Below are 22,518 nucleotides of genomic sequence, written 5' to 3' on the forward strand. Positions count from 1 at the left end.
AACACCCTTAGTCTCTTTCAAATGGATTCTACAGTTGCTGTTGAATCCATTTTACATTTTCAGGGCTAAGCAACTGATCAATATTCTTCCAAATGACATGATAGCCGTAGCCACCTTGCTTCATTTCTTGTTTTGCATCATCAATTGACCAGTTTTCGAAGATAATACGATACATTGCGATCGTAGCGCCTGTACGATCAGAGCCATGATAGCAATGTACCAAGACTTTTTGATTGTGTTGTTTTGCTGTTTGAATGGCACGCATGGCCTGTAAAAGGTCATTACGATTGATCGCCCATGTATAAATTGGAATGTGCACAAGATTAAAGGCTTGATCATTGAGAACAGTGGCATCTTTATTTTTTGCTCTGAGGTTGATCACCGTTCCAATCTGATGCTGTTTCAAACTGGCGATTAAATCAGTATCTGGTTGATCGCTACGAAATATATCTGGGCTAATTTGATAAAAATTATGAGTATTGGAAATGAGTGTCCCCCAGTTTTGAGGGCGTTGGTCATCATTTAAACTTGGGTGTTTCATACAACCACCCAAGTTTAAGCTAGAAATTAGAATAACGGTAATAAGTGCTTTTTTCATCTTGCTGATAAGGATTAACTTCGGCTGGATAATGCGCACAAATTAGCTGAATACTTAGTGTATGTTGAGCTAGATATTGTAACTTTTTACGTAATCTCAGAGCATGAGTCTTATAAGACTCCGCACTTCGTTTGTTTTGCACTTCGATTAAAGCATGTATTACTTATCTTTTAACTCACACATAGCTGTTCAACTTCTTGCGAAGCTTTAGCCGCTTCTCAGGAACGAGCGTTGCTCGTTTTATCCTCACTCAGGCTGGGGTGTTAATCTTAAATATGGCTTTACCGCTTTATAGCCTTGAGGAAAACGTTGTTTTATTTCCTCTTCATCTTTAAGCGATGGAATAATGACCACATCCTCACCTTGTTGCCAATTTGCTGGTGTTGCAACTTTATGTTTGTCCGTCAACTGTAATGAGTCGACCACACGTAATACCTCATTGAAGTTCCGACCTGTAGAGGCAGGATAGGTAATAATCAAACGCACTTTTTTATTTGGGTCAATAATGATCAATGAGCGTACCGTCAGTGTTTCACTGGCATTGGGGTGAATAAACCCATACAGCTCAGAAACTTTACGATCTTTATCTGCAATAATCGGGAAGTTCACTGTTGTATTTTGGGTTTCATTAATGTCTTGAATCCAGCTTTGATGAGATTCAACATCATCCACAGAAAGTGCAATCGCTTTGACTCCACGTTTTGCAAATTCATCTTTAAGTTTGGCAGTATAGCCAAGTTCAGTGGTGCAAACGGGCGTAAAATCCGCTGGGTGTGAAAATAAAATACCCCAACTGTCAGCTAAAAACGCATAAAAATCAATTGTTCCATCGCTTGATTGTTGCTGGAAATTTGGGGCAATATCGCCTAAACGTAGTGTCATATCAATTCTCCATCCATACTTTAAGTGCTCAGTGTTTATTTAATATGCAGTATCGGTTTTATAAATAAAATTATTGTTTTTTCATATGTTTATGATGTTTTTAGATATTGGTGAGTGATGTTGTTAAAAAATTGATCAGGAATTCACATTTAAATCGGTGTAACTTAAATGCAAATTTGCTACATTAACGCTCTTTAGTTGTGTGATGTCAGAATCGTTGGGCAGATTTTTTTACCTGTTTGAATGTAAAGCCCTTGTAGTTCTTATTTCTGACTCCATAATAACAGCTAAGAAAAAATCACCTATTTAAATTTAAACAAACAGGATTAGAGAGTTCTTCATGTTGGCAAGTCTGATCGGAGGTATCTTCGGTACTAAAAATGAGCGTGAGCTCAAACGTATGCGTAAAATCGTCGAACGAATTAACGCGCTTGAACCGACGGTATCTGTTCTTAACGATGCAGACCTATCTGCAAAAACTCAAGAATTCAAACAACGTTATAAAAACGGTGAAAGTTTAGACCAATTGTTGCCTGAAGCATTTGCGGTTTGTCGTGAAGCTGCAAAGCGTGTCATGGGCATGCGTCATTATGATGTACAGCTCATCGGTGGTATTACCTTACATGAAGGTAAAATCGCTGAGATGCGTACAGGTGAGGGTAAAACCCTAATGGGTACCTTAGCATGTTATCTCAATACATTGAGTGGCGATGGCGTGCATGTGATCACTGTGAATGATTACTTGGCACAACGTGATGCTGAACTCAACCGTCCATTATTTGAGTTTTTAGGGTTAAGCATTGGCGTGATTTACTCCATGCAAATGCCTGATGAAAAAGCGCAAGCTTATATTGCCGATATTACTTACGGAACCAACAACGAATTTGGTTTTGATTATTTGCGTGACAACATGGTGTTTTCTTTACAAGAGAAAAAACAACGTGGTTTAAGTTATGCGATTATCGATGAAGTCGACTCAATTTTGATTGATGAAGCACGTACACCGCTGATTATTTCTGGGCAAAGTGAAGATTCATCGCATCTTTATCAGTTAATAAACAGTATTCCACCAACGTTACGTCCACAGAAAGAAGAGAAAGTGGCTGATGGTGGGCACTTTTGGGTAGATGAAAAACAACGCTCAGTTGAAATGACCGAAATTGGTTATGAAACAGTTGAAGATGAACTGATCCGCATGGGCTTGTTGGCTGAAGGTGAGAGCTTATATTCAGCAACCAATTTGAATTTGGTACATCATGTTTCTGCTGCGATTCGTGCACATTACCTCTATCAAAAGAACGTGCATTATATCATTGGGGTTAATCCACAAACGCAGAAAGAAGAAGTCATTATTGTGGATGAAAGTACAGGTCGTACCATGCCTGGTCGCCGTTGGTCAGAAGGTCTGCATCAAGCGGTTGAAGCCAAAGAAGGTATGGAAATTCAACCTGAGAATCAAACCTTAGCGACGACAACATTCCAGAACTATTTCCGTCTGTATAAAAAACTATCCGGTATGACGGGTACTGCTGATACAGAAGCAGCGGAAATGAAAGAAATTTATGGTTTGGATGTGATCATTATTCCAACGCATCGTCCAATGGTGCGTAAAGATCATAATGACTTAATTTATTTAAATCGTAATGGTAAATATAGTGCGATTATTGAAGAAATTGCCAATATTCGCCAGCAGGGTGTTGCCCCAATTCTGATCGGTACAGCAACCATCGAAGCCAGTGAAATTTTATCTTCTAAGTTATTACAAGCGGGTATTCATCATGAAGTTTTGAATGCAAAACAACATGAGCGTGAAGCCGATATCATTGCACAAGCAGGTAGTCCAAATGCAGTCACGATTGCCACCAACATGGCAGGTCGTGGTACTGATATCTTGCTGGGTGGTAACTGGAAAGCCAAACTGGCAAAAATCGAAAATCCAACCCCAGAAGATGAAGCGCGTTTACAAGCACAATGGGAAAAAGACCATGAGGACGTTTTAAGTTCTGGTGGTTTGCATATCATTGGTTCTGAGCGTCATGAATCTCGTCGTATCGATAACCAGTTGCGTGGTCGTGCTGGTCGTCAAGGTGACCCTGGTGTTTCTCGCTTCTATTTATCGCTTGAAGATGACTTGATGCGTATCTTCGCGGGTGATCGTGTGGTTGCTATGATGCGTGCGATGGGCTTACAAGAAAATGAAGCCATTGAACACAAAATGGTCAGCCGTTCTATCGAAAATGCACAACGTAAAGTTGAAGCACGTAACTTTGATATTCGTAAGAACTTATTGAAGTATGACGATGTCAATAATGAGCAACGTAAGATTATTTATGCTCAGCGTGATGAAGTCCTCACTGAAAGCTCCCTACAAGATTATATTGAAGAGATGCATCGTGATGTGATTAAAGGCGTGATTGCAAACTTTATTCCACCAGAATCTGTACATGATCAATGGGATATTGAAGGCTTAGAAACTGCTTTACGTACGGATCTAGGTGTTGAATTGCCAGTGCAAGAGTGGTTAGACCAAGATCGTCGTTTAGATGAAGAAGGTTTGATTGCACGTATTTCTGATGAAGTGGTGAAACGTTATATTCAACGTCGTGAGCAAATGGGTGCAGAGTCTGCGGTCATGCTTGAGCGTCACTTTATGTTGAACTCACTTGATCGTCATTGGAAAGAGCACTTAGCTGCGATGGATTACTTGCGTCAAGGTATTCATTTACGTGGTTATGCACAGAAAAACCCTGAGCAAGAATATAAAAAAGAAGCATTCAATTTATTCGTGAATATGTTGGGTGTGATCAAATCTGATGTGGTTACCGATCTATCTCGTGTACATGTTCCGACAGCTGAAGAGCTTGCAGAATTAGAAGCACAGCAACAACGCCAAGCGGAATCGATGCGCCTTTCGTTTGAACATGATGATGTTGATGGTTTGACGGGTGAGGTGACGATGTCTGAAGAGCCTGTTCTAACACATGCAGATTTCCCAGTTCCAGAAAGTCGTAATGCGCCTTGTCCTTGTGGTTCTGGTTTAAAATATAAGCAGTGTCACGGCAAAATCTAAGTTTAGGTTTTGTTTAGCTATTAAAAAAAGCAGAGCATAGACTCTGCTTTTTTTACGATAAACTACTTGAGTCGAATCAAGCTTTGTAGTTTTATTATCAGACTTACAGTTCTTCGTTGAATTGATATTAAAAGCGGGAAGACAATGAAAAAAGCATTACAACTTTTAATTTTGGCAAGTGCTTCGGCATCGGGTTTCGCACTTGCAGCAGATGCTCCACAAACTACAACTGTAGATAAAGTGGCTGCAGCAAAAGGAGAGACTTCTGCTCAAGCACAGGTTAAGCGTGATGTCACCACGGTCATCAGTCCACGAACAGGTATTCGCTATACTTTAGGTGATACAGGTAATCGTCCGATTGTGTTGCAAACAGCTGCGATTGCGCCAGCAAATTCTGCCAATATCAATCGCATTGTGGCATCAAATCCTGCGCTCTCTGAAAAGAGCCAAGAAAAAGCCAAAATTGCTTTAATTGGTGAAGCTGCAGTACAAGCAGCAAATGCAGCAACCCAAACTGCGAGTGCGCAAGCACCACAGACAGCAAGTGCTCAAACTGTAAAAACAAATTGATTTTATTGTTCCAATAAAAAAGAGATGCTGATGCATCTCTTTTTTATTGCGTGCTTATCTCATAAAAAACTTGGCAGTAAGATCAAACCAATAATGATCGCAAACATTAACCATTTCAAAGCATAGTATAGCGGGCGATTACGCTGTTTTAAGCCACGACCATAGTGGTGTACAGCATAACCATATTTGAAAATACGGTTAATAAAACCGGTTTTATCTTGATCATCGTTGGGTGAGCTAGCTGCTGACATAACATTACGACCAAACCAGTGATTAAATTTTTGTGCCCAGCGCCATTTCATCGGACGTTCAATATCACAGAACAAGATGATCCGAGTTTGATCGGTTTTATTATGTGCCCAATGTACATAGGTTTCATCAAATACAGTGGCTTCGCCATCTCTCCAACTATAGCGCTCCTGATCGACTTCGATAAAGCAATCATCGCTATTGGGCGTCACTAAACCCAAGTGATAACGAACTGAACCTGCGTACGGATCACGATGTTTCCCCAAATAGCTTCCAGATGGAAGTTCGGTAAACATTGCGGCTTTAACTGATGGGATGCCTTCCAGTAATGCCACTGTTTTTGGGCAGAGTTGCTGAGCGGATGGATGGCTATCTCGATACCATTTTAAATAGAAACGCTTCCAGCCACGTTTAAAGAAGGTGTTAAAACCTGCATCATTATTTTTTTCAGATGCTTTGATTTGATTTTGAAGTTGAATCGCTTCTTCCCGAATGACTTGCCAATTATCTTGTAATGGTTTGAGTTCAGGAAATTGCGCTACATCAAAAAATGGTTGATTTGGTAACTTAGAGAAACCAGTCATAAACATATTGATGGGCGCTAAAAATGTCGAATGGTCGAATAATTGTCGAGATGCTTTTAATCTCTCTTTGCCACGATAATAAGTATATAAAAAACTGACTAAAAATACGGCAACGATAATCACTGCGTACATAAGTGCAATCATCTAGAAAATGGGAGGCGGCCATTTTAGCATAAAAAATATTATGTAGAATGTTGCGATAAAATCAATTTTATCTATTGGTGCATCAGGTGATGAATGGGTGTTAATTCACTGGGTTTTGAGGTGTATTTTCACAACCTCCCTTGGGTAAGGGAGGTGTACTTCGGTGATTAAACTTGGTTATTCACATCTTCATTTTTGGTCTCACGCATCAATAAAAATGCGATTAGAGATAAAATTGAAGCTAAGCTGAGATATAAACCAACAGCACCTAGCCCATAACTTTCAGCCAGTTTAGTTGCAATATATGGTGCAAATGAAGCACCAAAAATTCCAGCTAAGTTAAAGGTCAATGCTGAACCTGTATAGCGAACTGAAGTCGGGAAAAGCTCAGATAAAATCGTACCGATTGGACCGTAGGTGAGCCCCATGATAGATAGACCAATACATAAGAATAAGAATACTAGTATTGGATTGCCTGAATCGAGTAAGGGGGCGAAACACAATCCAAATAAAGCAGAAAGTATGCAGACTGCGATGGAGGTTTTTCTACGACCAAATTTCTCAGCAAGAATAGCTGCAATCGGGATAAATGCAGCAAAACATAATGTTGCGACTAGTTGTAACTGAAGAAACTCACCACGTGCATAACCCAGTTTTGTGGTTCCCCAGTTGAGTGCAAATACGGTAGTAAGATAGAACACTACAAATGTACAAATTGCAGCCACTGTACCGAGTACCAACATCGGGAAATGTTTAGTCATCACTTCTTTAAAAGGTACATTTACTTCTTTTTGCTTATCCAATACTTTTTGGAATGCAGGCGTTTCATGTAGTTTTAAACGAATATACAGGCCAACCAACACCAGCACAGCACTTGCAATAAATGGAATACGCCATCCCCATGCCATAAATGCTTGTTCAGACATAAAGGCGTTGAGCAATAGGAATGAGCCTGTTGCGAGAATAAAACCTATTGGTGCGCCCAATTGGGGGAACATTCCATACCAAGCACGTTTTCCTTCAGGGGCATTTTCAGTGGCGAGTAGAACCGCACCACTCCATTCACCACCTAAACCTAAACCTTGTCCTAAACGACATAAGGCGAGCAGTAGCGGCGCAGCAATACCAATTTGTACATAGGTTGGAAGTAACCCGATACAGACGGTAGAAATACCCATGGTAAGCAATGCAGCAACTAAGGTGGCTTTACGGCCAATACGGTCACCTAAATGTCCGAAAATCGCAGCACCAATCGGACGTGCAATAAAGGCAAGTGCGAAAGTTGCGAGTGATTGTAATACTGCCGCACCGTCGCTACTTTCAGGGAAAAAGAGATGGGGGAAAACCAGAACTGCGGCTGTGGCGTAGATATAAAAGTCAAAAAACTCAATCGTGGTACCAACAAGACTGGCAAATAATACCCGTACTTTCGAGTTGCCTGCCGCTTCAGCGGTGGCGGCTGTAGAGTTTGACGACATACAAGACCTTAATTCTCATCATTCAAGACTGGATTTGATGTATTGTCTTGAACCTTCCTTTTAAAATGCGGAATTTAACTCAGCAAACTTTATGTTATGGCCTAAGCGTCAATAGACTCGTTTTAAAGTACATAACAGTAGATCGCTAAAAAGTGTAAACCTGCTCCTAACAGCACAAAAACATGCCAAATTGCGTGGGTATATCTTACCTTTTTTAAGGCATAAAACAATGTACCGACGGTATAGGCAAGCCCACCTGCAATCAATAGCTGTAAGGCATCTTTAGAGAGATAGACTCGCATATCATCCATTAATAAAATCGCGAGCCAGCCCATAACCAGATAAGCTGCGAGCGAAAGTTTCTGAAAACGGTGAATAAACACCAATTTAAATAGTGTTCCAATGAATGCGATAACCCATAATGCGATCAGAAGGTAATCTGCTTTTGCAGTTGGGATCGCGATACTTAAAAAAGGCGTGTATGTCCCTGCGATGAGATAATAAATCGCCGTATGATCTAGTTTTTTATACCAATATCGTTTGTTTTCGTCTTGGGCGAAGTGGTAGAGCGTGGAGCTAAGGAGTAATAGCACCAGACTAAAACCATAGATCCATAAACTCATCCATTGAGCTAAAGGGAGATAGTAACCTTTGATAATGAGAAAGATCGAGGCAATTAAAGCGAATATTGCACCAATAGCATGACTATAGGCATTGAGTCGTTCTTCTTTTGGATCATAATCCAATAGGGAGTTCATGTTCATGGCAATATGCTTTGCATAAAAATACGACTGTATCGTAATGCAATTTCCCTTTTAAAGTAAGACGCTTTAAAATTTAGTTTCTATTTGTTAGGTTTTCATTATGTTTGCGCCGAATTTTTCTTTTGAACAAGAACAGCAGTTTTTTATAGAGGTACAGCAAGCGATTGAAAATAAAAGCTTTGATCGCCTGATTCTCAGTCAGTACAAAGGCGAAGTGGCGCAATTAGAAAAAATCACTTTTCGTGTGATTGAGCTACAAGGGCAAGCGACTTTATCTTGTTTATATCATCACACCACACAAGATATAACCAAGAACTATATAATTCCTGAAGGTTTAGAAAAAATTGCGGAATTATTAACGCAATCCAAACAGGCAAATTTATTTGCGCTTGATCAGGACGTACAACTCAAGAAAAATAAAAAGAAAGCCATGTTAAATACACAAAAAAAACAAGCATCAGAAACCCAAGTCGAGCAATATCAGCACAATCGTGAAAAACAACGTTATGTCCAGCAGCAAAGTCCATTCTTAACACATTTGGGGATTACCGATGAGAAAGGGCAAATTATTCCGAGCATGGCGCGGAAATGGAAACAGATTAATAAGTTTATTGAGATCTTTTCCAATGCCTATGAACAAATTGATGCCTCACAACAAGCGCTGAATATTGTCGATTTTGGTTCAGGCAAAGGTTATTTAACGTTTGCCTTGTATGATTATTTGCAAGCACAAGGCAAGACACCATTGATCACTGGGGTTGAACTCCGTTCAAACTTGGTTGAGTTTTGTCAGAAAGTGGCTGATGAGGTGGATTTTAATCATCTTGGTTTCTTTGAGGGGGACGTTCGGAGTTATCAACCTGAAAAACTTGATGTCATGATCGCACTACATGCCTGTGATATCGCCACTGATTTTGCGATTCATACTGGGATTCGTCTCAATGCATCAATGATTATGTGTGCGCCATGTTGTCATAAAGAGTTGCGTCCACAATTGAAAAGTCCAGAAGTCTTGCAACCGATGTTGCAGTTTGGAATACATGCAGGGCAACAGGCGGAAATGCTCACAGATACTTTACGAGCTTTGCTGCTTAAGGCGTATGGTTATGAAACTAAAGTATTTGAGTTTGTCTCTTTAGAACATACCAGTAAAAATAAAATGATTTTGGCGACCAAGCGTAAAGATATTCAACAACCTGACCCTAAAATTATGCAACAAATTCAAGCCTTGAAAACCATGTATGGGATTGAAAAGCAAAGTTTGGAATTGTTGTTGCGTGATCAAATGCCTATCGAAAATGTAGGTTGTAAGTGCTAATGGAAAATGCAATGCATCTATTCTGTGTGAAACATGGCCAATGGGATCAATTACAACTACAGCATGATGCCAAACATATTCGTGAGCTGGTATTTATCCGAGAACAAAATATTTCTGAACAGGATGAGTGGGATGAACAAGATCAACTCTCAGAACATTTTGTCGTTTACGCACAAGATCGAGCGATTGCCACCGCTCGATTGTTACCTGACCATCATTTAGGGCGGGTTGCCGTTTTGCAAGAATATCGAGGGCACGGTATAGGGCAATTGATCATGCTCGAAATGATTGCTTATGCCAAATCTCAAAATCGACCATTTCTACAGCTTTCTGCACAAATGCACGCTACTTTATTTTATGAGAAATTAGGTTTCGTGGCACAAGGCGATGAATATGATGAGTGTGGCATTCCACATATTGAAATGATCATGCCAATCACAGAAAAGGTATAACCGGTAAGATTGGCATTTATCGATCTGATTATTGTTTAGATTGTGCAGTCACTTCAGAGCTTGCAGGAGAGGCTTCCTGAGAAAGCTCTTGCTGTTGCTGTGCCTTACGTTGCGCGCCAGGCATATAATCAGGCTCTTGGGTCATGGCCAAATAGAAAAAGCTTAAAAAAATTGTGCTTAATACCCCAACAATGATGACAAACTTCCATCCCAATACCGTTTCATTGGAATCTTTTTGTGGCGATGGTTGATTGCTCATAATAAATTCCAAAAATAAAAAATGTGATTTTGCGCCTTTTTTCTATCCGTTGACAAGGGAATGACTTGCAGAAGTTTATGCTTTGTTATGCAACATCCTAAATAGACTTCTTGCACGATTGTTTGTGTTCCTCCTGATAGAAGAAACACAAAGTGGGGGTGATTAATGATGGAAGCGATCTAATCGTTTCTTTTGTTTAGCTTATAAACTTGGAAGATTTTCAGGTCTAGAGAGAATGCCAGTCTTCAATGGCTTTTAGACCTGTTTCGACGCCGACGTCATAACTATAGCGAATCTTTACTTTATTTTTGGAAAGTCGACTTGCCATGTTTTTTAAATCAGGTGGGCAGATTTCGAGGATTTTTTGTTCCGATGAAGAACGTACGAAGTTGACTGCATCATTATAACGTTGGGTTCTTGCTAGTAGACTTTGAGCAAAACCACGTTGTTGTTTAAATAAATATTTAGCCAGAAACTGATCGCCTTTACTGCTGGCTTTATAATAATTTTTAGGGCGTGTTCGTAATACCATCAGTTTGGAAACATGATCTTGTTTGGCTGCCCAATGCACAGGCAAAGCATCTGCAACACCACCGTCAAAGTAAGGTTCACCAAAGACCTCAACGGCCTGACGTGTCAGCACAGGAATAGAACTAGATGCTCTTAACCCATCAAGAATATTGTCTCTAGACGCTCTGATATAGGTTGCTTCACCTGAAATGGCATGGGTCAGCACCATATAAAACTCTGGATGATTAGAAAATAGATGGCTTTGATTTAGTGGATGCTCTTTTTCCACCACATCCCACATCCATTTTAAATCAAGTAAATCACCGCCTTTGAAAAAGCGACCATAATGGATAAATTCAGAACGAAGGGAGTGATCTAAACAAATTTCTAATGTGCGACCGTGTTGGGCTGCAAGATAGTTGGCAACATTGGTTGAGCCTGATGAAACACCAATACATAAATCGAAAGGATTAAATTGTTGCTGTAAAAATGCATCTAAGACACCGCTGGTAAATGCACCACGCATTCCGCCACCTTCAACGACGAGTGCCTGACGATTTTGTTGAAGCATTGAAAATCTCGAATAACATGATAAATCCCTGTTTAACACGGATTTATCATGTTCGACAATAGCACTTTAGTGCTGATGATGCTCTGGTTCAGGAGCAACTGTTGTTGTTTGTGCATTCTTTTTAGCCGCTTCTAATGCTTCTGGAGACATTGCAGGTGCTGTTTTCAATGCATGTTGCTGGCTACTGGTCTGTTTGTGACTTGGCATATAGTCAGGTTCGTTGGTAATCGCTAAGTAAAAAATAACCATAAAAACAAAGCTTAGAATGATCGTAATAATCAGCGCTTTCCACCCCCAAGGTGAAGTTTCTGGGCACAATTTTTCAGACATAAGACAAATTTCCAAAGGACAAAAAATAAGGCAGAATTAAGAGAATTTATAGCATAATTCGTGATGTATTAGGCAGAAGTTTTGAAGGGATTTTGTCGAGTAGTAAAAAGCCCATATCAATCATACTGAGCGATATGGGCTTTAACTTATTATAAAGAAATCAATTATTGGATAATTTCTTTCTTCTGTGCTTTGTCTTTCAACAATTGTGGTGGATTGAAGCGTTCACCATATTGAGCAGCCAATTGTTCAGCACGTTGCAATGATTTTTCAATACCATTCTGATTTAAGAACTGAATCGCGCCGCCAGTCCACGGTGCAAAACCAATTCCAAAAATCGAGCCGACATTGGCATCAATCACAGATTCCAAAACGCCTTCTTCATAACAACGCAAAGTATCAAGTGCTTGAACAAACAAGAAGCGATCAATCATTTCTTGTTCAGAAATGTCATTGTCTTTGCTCCAACGGCTGAGTCCATCCCATAGGTGTTTTTTGCCATTTTCAGGATATTCATAGAAACCCGCACCCGCAGCTTTACCTTTACGATCTAACTCGTGAACCATGCTGTGTACCACATCATCCACTGGTGTTTTTGGTAGATCTTTACCTTCGGCTTGCAGTGCTTTACGAGTTTCATTGGTAATGTGTTCAGTCAAAGTGAGTGACACTTCATCCTGAATGGCGAGTGGACCAACGGGCATACCTGCTTTCAGTGCCGCCATTTCAATTTTGGCAGGGTGTACACCCTCAGCCAGTAAGCGCATACCTTCTTGAATAAACGTACCAAACACACGACTGGTAAAGAAGCCACGGCTGTCATTTACTACAATTGGGATTTTGCCAATTTGTTGAACGAAGTCATAGGCTTTCGCTAAAGTCTCAGCAGATGTGTTTTTGCCTTTGATAATTTCAACCAATTGCATTTTGTCGACTGGGCTAAAGAAGTGTAAGCCAATAAATGCTTTGTCATCTTTGCTAGCTTGCGCTAAACCTGTGATAGGTAATGTCGAGGTATTTGATGCAAAAAAACCACCTTCTGCCAAATACTGTTCAGCTTCTTGGGTGACTTTGGCTTTGAGTGCTTGATTCTCAAACACTGCTTCAATAATCAAATCACAGCCTTGTAGGTCTGCTGCATCTGCTGTGGCGGTAATCAATGCTAAAACCTGATCACGTTTTTCTGCAGTCATACGACCTTGTGAAACACGTTTATCCAACAGTTTCTGCGAATAAGCTTTGCCTTTTTCTGCATTTTCGACTGATACGTCTTTGAGTACGACAGGCGTGCCTTTGATCGCGGTTGAATAGGCAATACCTGCCCCCATCATACCTGCACCAAGTACACCGACTTTGCTCGCTTGCCATTTTGCGACATCGGCAGGACGACTTGCGCCGGACTTAATCGCATTTAGACCATGCCAAAATGTACCAATCATATTCTTGGCGACATTACCAATTGTTAATTGGGAAAAGTAGCGAGACTCGATGCGTAAAGCGGTATCAACATCGACTTGTGCCCCTTCAACTGCCGCGGCCATGATTGCTTCAGGCGCAGGGTAGCAGCCTTTGGTTTTATCGCGTAGCATGGCTGGCGCAATCGCAAGTACTTGAGCAACAGCTGGAGTCTTTGGATCACCACCAGGAATTTTGTAGCCTTTCACATCAAAGGGTTGTTGAGACTTTGGATTGGCTTTAACCCAAGCAATAGCCTTATCTAACAGCTCTTGTTCATTCTCAGCCGTGTCATGTACTAAGCCTAGTGATTTTGCTTTATCTACACCAAATTGCTTACCTTCCATGAGGAATGGAAAGGCATTTTGTAAGCCGAGTAGACGTACCATACGGACAATACCACCACCACCCGGAAGTAAGCCTAAGGTCACTTCAGGTAAACCGAATTTGGTTTTCGGATCATTGATGGCAATACGATAATGACAACCTAAAGCGATTTCCCAACCACCGCCGAGGGCAGTGCCGTTTAAAGCTGCAACGACAGGCACACCTAACGTTTCAATGCTGCGTAAATCACCTTTGAGCTTTTCAATCATGTTGAAAAATTCAGTGGCATGTTCAGGTTGAACTTGAATCAGTTCATCAAGATCGCCGCCAGCAAAGAAGGTTTTCTTGGCTGAACGGAAAATAACACCTTTGAGATCAGTTTCAGCTTTGAGCTTTTGACTCACTTCATCTAAAGCATCACGGAACTCTGCATTCATGGTATTGGCAGATTGACCAGATGAATCAAGGGTAAGAATTACAATATTGTCAGCGTTTTTTTCGTATTTAATAGCGCTCATACATCATCGTCCTAAATTTATTTCTTAAAAACGCTGGCGAAGCAGGGCTTGCAAGGCGGAAATATCTGAAAAAAGCGCAGTTTACGATATGTAAATGTGCATTTTTGAAGATGTTTTCAACGTGGCAAGATCAATGCAGCCAGTTTTTATACCAATTCGATAATCGTAGCGATGCCCATACCACCACCAACACATAAAGTTGCCAGACCACGTTTTTTGCCTTGACGCTCTAATTCATCAAGTAAAGTGCCTAAGATCATTGCACCAGTTGCACCCAATGGATGGCCCATTGCGATTGCACCACCATTAACGTTGACTTTCTCAGCAGGAACTTTAAGTTCAGTGATAAAACGCATAACCACTGCGGCAAAAGCTTCATTTACTTCAAACAGGTCAATGTCATCTATGGTTAAACCAGCTTTGGCTAATGCTTTACGTGCAGCAGGTGCAGGACCAGTCAGCATAATGGTTGGATCTGTACCCACCAATGCGGTTGCAAGTACTTTGGCACGAGGTTTTAAGCCTTGTTCTTTGACTGCTTTTTCAGAAGCAAGCAATACAACTGCTGCACCATCCACGATACCTGATGAGTTCCCTGCGTGATGCACATGGTTAATTTTTTGCGCTTCTGGATATTTCTGTAGTGCAACTGCATCGAAACCCATTTGTCCCATCATTTCAAAGCTGGCATTCAGTTTTGCCAAACCTTCAACGGTGGTGTTGCCTCGAATGAACTCGTCTTTGTCTAAGATCATTACGCCTGAATGATCTTTGATAGGGACTACAGATTTATCAAAATATCCATTGGCTTGTGCCGCTGCCGCTTTCTGTTGTGAAGCTACAGCAAAAGCATCAACGTCTTCACGGCTATAACCATCAAGCGTTGCGATTAGGTCAGCGCCAACACCTTGAGGAACAAAAGATGATTTTAAGTTGGTTTCAGGATCAAGTGCCCAAGGACCACCATCTGAACCCATTGGAATGCGTGACATTGACTCAACGCCACCAGCAACCACAATATCTTCCCAACCTGAACGTACTTTTTGTGCTGCCATATTTACAGCTTCTAAACCAGACGCACAGAAACGGTTGATTTGGACACCTGCAACATCATCATTCCAACCTGCTGCAATCGCTGCGGTTTTGGCAATATCACCGCCTTGGTCAGCAATAGGGGTTACACAACCTAAAACGATATCATCGACTTTTGAGGTATCGAGTTGATGACGTTGTTGTAATTCATTGAGTAATGTTGTGAGTAAAGTAATAGGTTTGACTTCATGCAGTGAGCCGTCTTTTTTTCCTTTTCCGCGTGGTGTGCGAATGGCATCAATAATATAGGCCTCGCTCATAGCTTTTCCTTGTGTCACCTTAAAATTGTTGTGTATTGAGTGTACTCAATTTAAATGTCAGTGCAATGATGATAAACATTGGCAAATCTGATGTTTTTCGCCAATTTATTGGATTGTCTAGCAAGTGAATTGTTCAGTAAAATAGACAGCCATAATTCAACATAATTATCTTGATGAAATTCATTAATGTTGTAGGAACAACTGCTTCTGGCAAAACAACGTTTTCCCGTCAGTTAACACGAAAACTAGGATTCATGCTTATCGAAATGGATGACTTATTTTGGTTGGATGATTGGCAAGAAACATCAGATGATGAATTTTTTTCTAAATTGCAAAAGCAAATGGACCAAGCAAAAGATGGATGGGTTTTGGATGGTAACTATTCACGGACTCAAGATATAAAATTAAAGTATATTGATACGATTATTTGGTTGGATTATTCATTTTCTTTAAATCTTTATCGTTCAGTAAAACGAGCAATCATCCGAGCCGCTACGCAAAAAAGATTATGGGCTAATTCTAACAATCGAGAAAGTTTTAGGAAAAGTTTTCTATCTAAAGATTCCATCATCTTATGGATGATCAGTCATCATGCCAAAAATCGAAAGAAATATTTAGAAATGATGCAAAATCCCAAATATCAGCATATTCGATTTATTCGTTTAACTTCACCTAAGCAGGCGGCAGTATTTTTACAGCAGATTATGGATATGTCGGAATGACATCTTATTTATCCAAAAAGGAAAGAGCAGTGGTGAATCGCAGAAGAATAAATAGCCTGAATATTCTCAGGCTATCTATAAAATTGATTAAGAATGATGTCCATGTAACTGGCGATATAAACCCGGCGTGACACCTGTCCATTTCTTAAAGGCACGGTGGAAAGTACTGGTTTCACTAAAGCCGACCTGTTGAGCAACATCTTCAAGAGTGAGATTCGGTGTCAACAATAAGTGAATCGCAGCATCACGACGTAATGCATCTTTCACACCTTGATAGCTCTTACCTTCGGCTGCTAAACGACGACGCAAGGTTTGTGGAGATAAATACAACATTGACGCAACATCATTGAGTGTTGGCATTTCCTCGCCAATTTGGCTTTTTAGCACATCACGAATACGTGACGTCAGCGAGTTGGTGTTTTTGAATTTCACCAATAACTGAGCTGGCGCAGCTTTCAAGAATTCTTCTAAACTTTTGTCATCTTGACGAATCGGTAAATCAAGATAATCTGCAGCAAAAGTAATTTCGGTACGTGGCGCATCAAACTGCATCACAGGCGCAAAAAACAGCGCATCATATTCATCGGCATGATTTGGACGCTCATAACCAAAATGAACACGTTCTAAGGGTAAACGACGTTCAATCAACCATGAGGCAAGTCCATGCCAAATCATCAGCATACTTTCAGTGATGAAATGATCTGGGTCTAATGCTTTAGGAATATGTGGAACCAAACGCGCTTCATGTTTATCGCGCTCTAAGCTTACTGACCATTCATCCCCAAACAGTTTGTAGAATTGGGATGACAGCTCAAGTGCTTGTCCAAGTGTCTTCGAGTGAATTATTAATTGGCACATGATGGCAAATGTACCCAAACGACGTGGTTGAACATCGAAACCAACATGCTCGTCTTGGGTGACCATCCATAACATTTTGACAAAGCGAGTGTATTGCTCTGGGGAGATCCGTGCTTTGGGTTGTCGCAGCAGTTCAGCCTCTATACCGACATGTGAAAGTAATGTTTCAACGTCCATGCCTAGGCGTTTTACACCTGTTAAAGCCGCATTCACGAAGTGGATGCTGATCGTATCACGGCTCATATTGAATCCTTCAGTTTCTTTACTATTCACGATAATTGACCTAAATAACCGTCTAAAATATCAAATTGGGCAATTGACAATAAAAATAATTGCCTAATGCGTACATGTTAAATTGCCGAAACTATCAAGGTAAATGGCTGAACATGACATTGTTTTTGTGTTTATCCACACCTAGTATAAAAGAAAATTTGAACAAATTGAGTAAAAATTATTATGCCATCTGCACTAAAGGGATTGAAAGTCCTCGATTTTTCCACATTATTACCGGGTCCATTTGCCAGTATGTATCTAGCAGACATGGGTGCAGAAGTGATCCATGTTGAATCTCCAACGCGTCCAGATCTTGTGAGGATTATGCCACCCTATGCCAATGGTCAAGCCACTGCACACAGTTATCTCAACCGAAATAAGCAATCGATTGCATTGGATTTGAAAGATGCGGCAAATATTGAACTGATCAAAAATAAAATTTCTGAGTTTGATATTGTGCTTGAGCAGTTCCGTCCCGATGTGATGCGCCGTCTAGGTCTGGATTATGAAACCTTGGCAGAGATAAATCCACGTTTAATTTATTGTTCGATCACGGGCTATGGTCAAACGGGAGGATATAAGGATCGAGCAGGGCATGATATCAATTATTTAGCTCTGGCTGGTATTTCAGGTCATAGTGGACGCCAAGATAGTGGACCACCGCCAATGGGGATTCAAATTGCTGACGTCGCAGGTGGTTCTTTACATGCGGTGATTGGAATCTTAGCCGCAGTTGTCGAGCGGCAGCGCAGTGGTTTAGGACAATATATTGATATTTCCATGACCGATTGTGTGGCGAGTTTAAATAGTATGGCGGCTTCAGCAAGTCTTGCTGGGAAAACGCCACAAGCACCTGAAGCTGGAATGTTAAACGGTGCGAGTTTCTATGACTATTATGAAACCAAAGATGGTCGCTATTTTTCTGTAGGCAGTTTAGAACCACAGTTTATGGCGGGTTTAGCAGCAGCATTAGAGCTACCTATTTTGATGGCAAAAGGTGCATCCTTTGATCCCGAAGATCGCCAAGCATTAAAGCAGGCACTACAGGAAAAATTTAAGACTCAAGATTTTGCAGCGTGGCAGCAGCTATTCCAAAATCTCGACATTTGTGTTGAGCCAGTACTCAGTCTTGATGAGGCATTGGTATCGCCGATTGCTCAACAACGCGGTTGGGTGGTAGATGTTCCAGTGGCTGAAAATGCTGAACAGACAGAGCCTCAATTGGGCTGTCCGATTCAATTTTCACGTTCAAAAATGCAGTACGCTTTTATTGGTCAGGGCTTGGGTGAAGGTAAATGGTAGAAAATATGTGCATTTAATCACTGATTGTTAAAATATTGTACAGATTGTTAACATTTTGAATAAATTGTTATTTAAAAATCGGAGTAACCTTTTATAGACAATAACATAAAAGGTTACGTAAACATGACAATCTCTAAATCTTTGATTGTTTCTTGTTTATCCGTTCTATCATTGAGTCTTTTCACACAATCTACTCAAGCAGCCGCAGCATTTGATCCAACTGGCCAGTGGATGTTTGGTGATTGGAACGGTCAACGCACGGCGTTACAAGAACAGGGTTATCAGTTTTCTGCAGATTACACGGGTGAATTCGCAAGAGTTTTAGACTCCAAACAGCATTCTAGTCATGGTAGTGAATATACTGGTCAACTTGCCTTAGGTACACATCTTGATCTAAATAAAATTTTAGGTTGGGAAGATACCGAAGCACAACTCACTTTAACTTATCGTGATGGCCAGTCTCTATCGCAAACTGCAGATGGCTTACAAGGGCATTTAAGTTCAGTACAAGAAGTTTGGGGGCGAGGTCAAACTTGGCGCTTAACTGAATTGTGGATCAAAAAGAAATTTTTAGATCAAGCACTGGATATTAAGGTGGGTCGTTTTGGTGAAGGTGCAGATTTCAACAGTTTTGATTGTGATTTCCAAAACTTAGCGCTATGTGGCTCACAAGTCGGTAACTGGGTTGGCGACCAATGGTATAACTGGCCAGTGAGCCAGTGGGCATTGCGTGTGAAATACAATTTACAGCCTGACCTTTATGCGCAAATTGGGGCATATGAATATAACCCTGAAAACTTACAGCGCGGCAAGGGCTTCAACTTAAGTACTGATGGCTCACATGGCGCGATTATTCCCGCAGAACTCGTTTGGACACCAAAGTTAGGTGCACTTGCTTTAGCTGGTGAGTACCGTTTTGGCTATTACTACAGTACCGCTGATGCAGAAGAAATTGCGAATCCAACGCGAACCTCACATAAGCAGGGTGGTTGGTTTACTGCGAAACAACAGTTAACCCGTCATGATGGCCAATCTGATCGTGGTCTAACAGGTTTCGTCAATGTCACGGTGCATGATTCTAAAACCAACTCAGTCAAAGACATGCAAAATGTCGGTTTGATTTACAAAGGTTTACTTGATCAACGCCCCCAAGATGAACTTGCTCTGGGTGTTGCACGTATTCATGCAAATGACAAAAACAATAGTTTATTGAATGAAGAATACAACACTGAATTGTATTACGGCATTCATGCGAATAACTGGCTGACCATTCGACCAAATATTCAATATGTACATCATGTGGGTGCATTGAAGAATGGCGATAAAACTTGGGTTGGCGGTATTAAGTTCCAAACTATTTTCTAATTCTATATTCGAAAAATTTTGCAGATTTGCTTTTTATCTTAAATCAGATCTGCAAGGTTTTTCGTTGTGATTTGAACTCGACCATTCGCAAGATTGATGATCTTGTTGATGGACCTCAAAATACAAAAGATGCAAGGTGATCGTATGAATCAATCTGCTTCAAAATCGGGGCTTAGAACATTGACGGTAATTATCATTGCCCTCATTGCGTTGTTCTTGCTGATTGGCGGTATCTGGCTCGCAGCAATTGGCGGGTCTTTTTATTATATTATCGCAGGGGTGTTGCTACTCATCGTAGCGGTGCAACTGTATAAGCGCGCATCAGGACCTTTATGGGTTTATGCAGCTTTGATGTTAGGTAGTGTGATATGGGGTGTCTGGGAAGTTGGTACGGACTTTTGGGCATTAGCACCACGTCTAGATATATTAGGTATATTAGGCTTATGGCTTTTAGTTCCTGCGGTAACGCGAGGAATTGATAACCTCACCTCAAGTAAAGTCGCGTTATCATCTACTTTGGCGATTGCTATTGTGGTGATGGTGTATTCGATCTTTAATGATCCACAAGAAATTAATGGTGTGATCGAAACGCCTCAACCTGAACAAGCAAAAGCGATTGAAGGGATTGCGCCTGAAGATTGGCCAGCGTATGGTCGTAGTCAAGGTGGTGAGCGTTATTCTCCACTTGCACAAATTAATGATCAAAATGTCAAAGATTTGAAAGTTGCTTGGACTTTCCGCACAGGTGATTTTAGAACCGAAAATGATTCAGGTGAAACCACCAATCAGGTTACACCGATCAAAATTGGTAATAATCTGTTTATGTGTACACCACATCAACATTTGATTGCGATTGATCCTGCAACAGGTCAAGAAAAATGGCGCTTTGATCCAAAATTGAGATCGGATAAAACCTTCCAACACTTAACCTGTCGTGGCGTGATGTACTACGATGCGGATAATACCACCAAGTTTGCAACAAGCTTACAGGCTAAAAAATCAAGCTCGACTGAATGTCCGCGTAAAGTCTTTGTTCCTGTGAATGATGGTCGTTTAGTTGCGGTCAATGCAGATACAGGTAAAGCATGTTCTGACTTTGGTGATAATGGTGAAGTCGATTTACAAGCCTTTATGCCTTTTGCCTATCCAGGTGGATATAACCCGACTTCACCAGGTGTTGTATCCGGTACAACCGTCGTGATCGCAGGTTCTGTGACAGATAATCATTCGAATAAGGAACCGTCTGGTGTCATTCGTGGTTATGATGTAAACACAGGCAAATTGCTGTGGGCATTTGATACGGGTGCCGAAAATCCAAATGCCTTGCCAGGTGAGGGCGGAACTTTTGTTCATAACTCTCCGAATGCATGGGCACCACTTGCCTATGACGCAAAACTTGATATCGTTTATGTACCGACAGGTGTGGGTACGCCTGATATTTGGGGTGGAGATCGTACCGAGTTGAAAGAGCGTTATGCCAACTCAATGCTAGCAATTAACGCAACCACAGGTAAGTTGGTCTGGCATTTCCAAACTACACACCATGATTTGTGGGATATGGATGTACCATCGCAACCTTCGCTGGCTGATATTCAAGATAAATCTGGTCAGACCGTGCCTGCGATTTATGTTCTGACTAAAACAGGAAATGCCTTTGTTTTAGACCGTCGTACTGGTGAAGCGATTGTTCCAATTAATGAGAAACCAGTACCGCAAACGGTGAAATGGGGTCCACAAACCAAGGGTGAATTCTACTCAAAAACTCAGCCATTCTCTGACTTTAATTTAGCGCCGAAAGACAAATTAACAGATAAAGACATGTGGGGCGCCACTATGTTTGATCAGCTCATGTGTCGTGTGAAGTTTAAACGTCTGAATTACGACGGTATTTATACGCCGCCATCTGAAAACGGCACTTTAGTTTTCCCTGGTAACTTGGGTGTATTTGAGTGGGGCGGTATGTCTGTGAATGCTGATCGTCAGGTTGCAGTCATGAATCCAATTGGTTTGCCATTTGTCAGTCGTTTAATACCAGCAGACCCAAATCGTCAAGCGGTTGCGCGTGGTGCAGGTACTGAACATGGTATGCAGCCAATGTATGGCACACCATACGGCGTTGATATTAGTCCATTCCTATCTCCATTTGGCTTGCCATGTAAGCAACCGGCTTGGGGCTTTGTTGCTGGTGTGGATTTAAAAACTCATGATGTTGTTTGGAAGAAACGGATTGGTACGGTTCGTGACAGCTTGCCACAATTGTTCCAATTACCACCTATGAAAATTGGTGTACCGGGACTAGGTGGTCCAATTTCAACGGCTGGTAATGTGATGTTCGTAGCTGCAACACAGGATAATTACATTCGCGCATTTAATGTCAGTAATGGTGATAAGTTATGGGAAGCACGTTTACCTGCGGGTGGACAAGCAACGCCAATGACCTATGAAATTAATGGCAAACAATACGTGGTGATTATGGCCGGTGGACATGGTTCATTTGGTACCAAAATGGGTGATTATCTCGTTGCGTATGCATTGCCAGAGAAAAAATAACTACTTTTAGAAATAAT

The 22,518-nt window shown here is 41.0% G+C and carries 19 protein-coding genes; 8 read left to right on the top strand and 11 right to left on the bottom strand.

Going from position 1 to position 22,518, the window contains the following annotated elements:
* Positions 1–28: 28 nt before the first annotated feature.
* Entirely contained in the window at positions 29–598 is a 570-nt protein-coding gene (locus EXE30_RS12350; RefSeq protein WP_130162642.1) for a dual specificity protein phosphatase family protein, read from the bottom strand.
* 246 nt (positions 599–844) lie between these two features.
* Complete coding sequence (locus tag EXE30_RS12360; protein ID WP_130162644.1) at positions 845–1,480, bottom strand: peroxiredoxin; 636 nt, start codon at positions 1,478–1,480, stop codon at positions 845–847.
* 340 nt (positions 1,481–1,820) lie between these two features.
* On the opposite strand from EXE30_RS12360, the gene secA reads away from it, so the two are divergent.
* Together secA and EXE30_RS12370 are read left to right on the top strand one after the other, a co-directional pair.
* A complete protein-coding gene (secA, locus tag EXE30_RS12365; RefSeq protein WP_130162645.1) occupies positions 1,821–4,550 on the top strand; it encodes a preprotein translocase subunit SecA in 2,730 nt (909 codons plus the stop codon).
* 144 nt (positions 4,551–4,694) lie between these two features.
* Complete coding sequence (locus tag EXE30_RS12370) at positions 4,695–5,120, top strand: hypothetical protein (protein WP_130162646.1); 426 nt, start codon at positions 4,695–4,697, stop codon at positions 5,118–5,120.
* A gap of 59 nt (positions 5,121–5,179) precedes the next feature.
* On the opposite strand, the gene lpxO is transcribed toward EXE30_RS12370, so the two are convergent.
* From lpxO to trhA, 3 genes are all read right to left on the bottom strand, one after another.
* Positions 5,180–6,085 carry a lipid A hydroxylase LpxO gene (gene lpxO / locus EXE30_RS12375; protein ID WP_130162647.1) on the bottom strand — a complete coding sequence of 302 codons (906 nt, stop codon included), beginning with the start codon at positions 6,083–6,085 and terminating at the stop codon, positions 5,180–5,182.
* 179 nt (positions 6,086–6,264) lie between these two features.
* Positions 6,265–7,575: an MFS transporter gene (locus EXE30_RS12380; RefSeq protein ID WP_130162648.1), complete on the bottom strand. Its 1,311-nt coding sequence runs from the start codon at positions 7,573–7,575 to the stop codon at positions 6,265–6,267.
* A 122-nt stretch (positions 7,576–7,697) separates the two neighbouring features.
* On the bottom strand, positions 7,698–8,339 hold the full coding sequence (trhA, locus tag EXE30_RS12385; protein WP_130162649.1) for a PAQR family membrane homeostasis protein TrhA: 642 nt from the start codon (positions 8,337–8,339) through the stop codon (positions 7,698–7,700).
* A gap of 100 nt (positions 8,340–8,439) precedes the next feature.
* Here trhA and EXE30_RS12390 point away from each other — a divergent pair, with 100 nt between their 5' ends.
* Together EXE30_RS12390 and EXE30_RS12395 are read left to right on the top strand one after the other, a co-directional pair.
* Positions 8,440–9,657: a class I SAM-dependent methyltransferase gene (locus EXE30_RS12390; RefSeq protein ID WP_130162650.1), complete on the top strand. Its 1,218-nt coding sequence runs from the start codon at positions 8,440–8,442 to the stop codon at positions 9,655–9,657.
* Positions 9,658–9,668: 11 nt separating this feature from the next.
* A complete protein-coding gene (locus EXE30_RS12395) occupies positions 9,669–10,109 on the top strand; it encodes a GNAT family N-acetyltransferase (protein WP_130162651.1) in 441 nt (146 codons plus the stop codon).
* Between the two features lie 28 nt (positions 10,110–10,137).
* Here EXE30_RS12395 and EXE30_RS12400 read toward each other — a convergent pair whose 3' ends face one another.
* The 5 genes from EXE30_RS12400 to EXE30_RS12420 form a co-directional block, all read right to left on the bottom strand.
* Positions 10,138–10,368, bottom strand: a complete 231-nt coding sequence (locus EXE30_RS12400) for a hypothetical protein (protein ID WP_130162652.1) — start codon at positions 10,366–10,368, stop codon at positions 10,138–10,140.
* A 226-nt stretch (positions 10,369–10,594) separates the two neighbouring features.
* A complete protein-coding gene (locus tag EXE30_RS12405) occupies positions 10,595–11,449 on the bottom strand; it encodes a patatin-like phospholipase family protein (RefSeq protein ID WP_130162653.1) in 855 nt (284 codons plus the stop codon).
* Positions 11,450–11,515: 66 nt separating this feature from the next.
* Positions 11,516–11,779 (bottom strand): hypothetical protein, encoded by a 264-nt coding sequence (locus EXE30_RS12410; RefSeq protein WP_130162654.1) that lies wholly within the window; start codon positions 11,777–11,779, stop codon positions 11,516–11,518.
* 164 nt (positions 11,780–11,943) lie between these two features.
* Positions 11,944–14,079, bottom strand: a complete 2,136-nt coding sequence (locus EXE30_RS12415) for a 3-hydroxyacyl-CoA dehydrogenase NAD-binding domain-containing protein (protein WP_130162655.1) — start codon at positions 14,077–14,079, stop codon at positions 11,944–11,946.
* 146 nt (positions 14,080–14,225) lie between these two features.
* Positions 14,226–15,431 (bottom strand): acetyl-CoA C-acetyltransferase, encoded by a 1,206-nt coding sequence (locus EXE30_RS12420; protein ID WP_130162656.1) that lies wholly within the window; start codon positions 15,429–15,431, stop codon positions 14,226–14,228.
* Between the two features lie 173 nt (positions 15,432–15,604).
* Between EXE30_RS12420 and EXE30_RS12425 the strand changes: the two genes are divergently transcribed.
* On the top strand, positions 15,605–16,153 hold the full coding sequence (locus tag EXE30_RS12425; protein WP_130162657.1) for a P-loop NTPase family protein: 549 nt from the start codon (positions 15,605–15,607) through the stop codon (positions 16,151–16,153).
* Positions 16,154–16,240: 87 nt separating this feature from the next.
* On the opposite strand, the gene EXE30_RS12430 is transcribed toward EXE30_RS12425, so the two are convergent.
* Positions 16,241–17,254 (bottom strand): AraC family transcriptional regulator, encoded by a 1,014-nt coding sequence (locus EXE30_RS12430; protein ID WP_004669483.1) that lies wholly within the window; start codon positions 17,252–17,254, stop codon positions 16,241–16,243.
* Positions 17,255–17,467: 213 nt separating this feature from the next.
* On the opposite strand from EXE30_RS12430, the gene EXE30_RS12435 reads away from it, so the two are divergent.
* The 3 genes from EXE30_RS12435 to EXE30_RS12445 all read left to right on the top strand — a co-directional run bounded on the left by EXE30_RS12435 (position 17,468) and on the right by EXE30_RS12445 (position 22,501).
* Positions 17,468–18,586: a CaiB/BaiF CoA transferase family protein gene (locus EXE30_RS12435; RefSeq protein WP_130162658.1), complete on the top strand. Its 1,119-nt coding sequence runs from the start codon at positions 17,468–17,470 to the stop codon at positions 18,584–18,586.
* A gap of 144 nt (positions 18,587–18,730) precedes the next feature.
* On the top strand, positions 18,731–19,951 hold the full coding sequence (locus EXE30_RS12440) for a carbohydrate porin (RefSeq protein ID WP_171457372.1): 1,221 nt from the start codon (positions 18,731–18,733) through the stop codon (positions 19,949–19,951).
* 144 nt (positions 19,952–20,095) lie between these two features.
* Positions 20,096–22,501 carry a glucose/quinate/shikimate family membrane-bound PQQ-dependent dehydrogenase gene (locus EXE30_RS12445; protein ID WP_130162660.1) on the top strand — a complete coding sequence of 802 codons (2,406 nt, stop codon included), beginning with the start codon at positions 20,096–20,098 and terminating at the stop codon, positions 22,499–22,501.
* Positions 22,502–22,518: the final 17 nt, after the last annotated feature.

The organism is Acinetobacter halotolerans, from assembly GCF_004208515.1.
GTDB classification, from domain to species: domain Bacteria; phylum Pseudomonadota; class Gammaproteobacteria; order Pseudomonadales; family Moraxellaceae; genus Acinetobacter; species Acinetobacter halotolerans.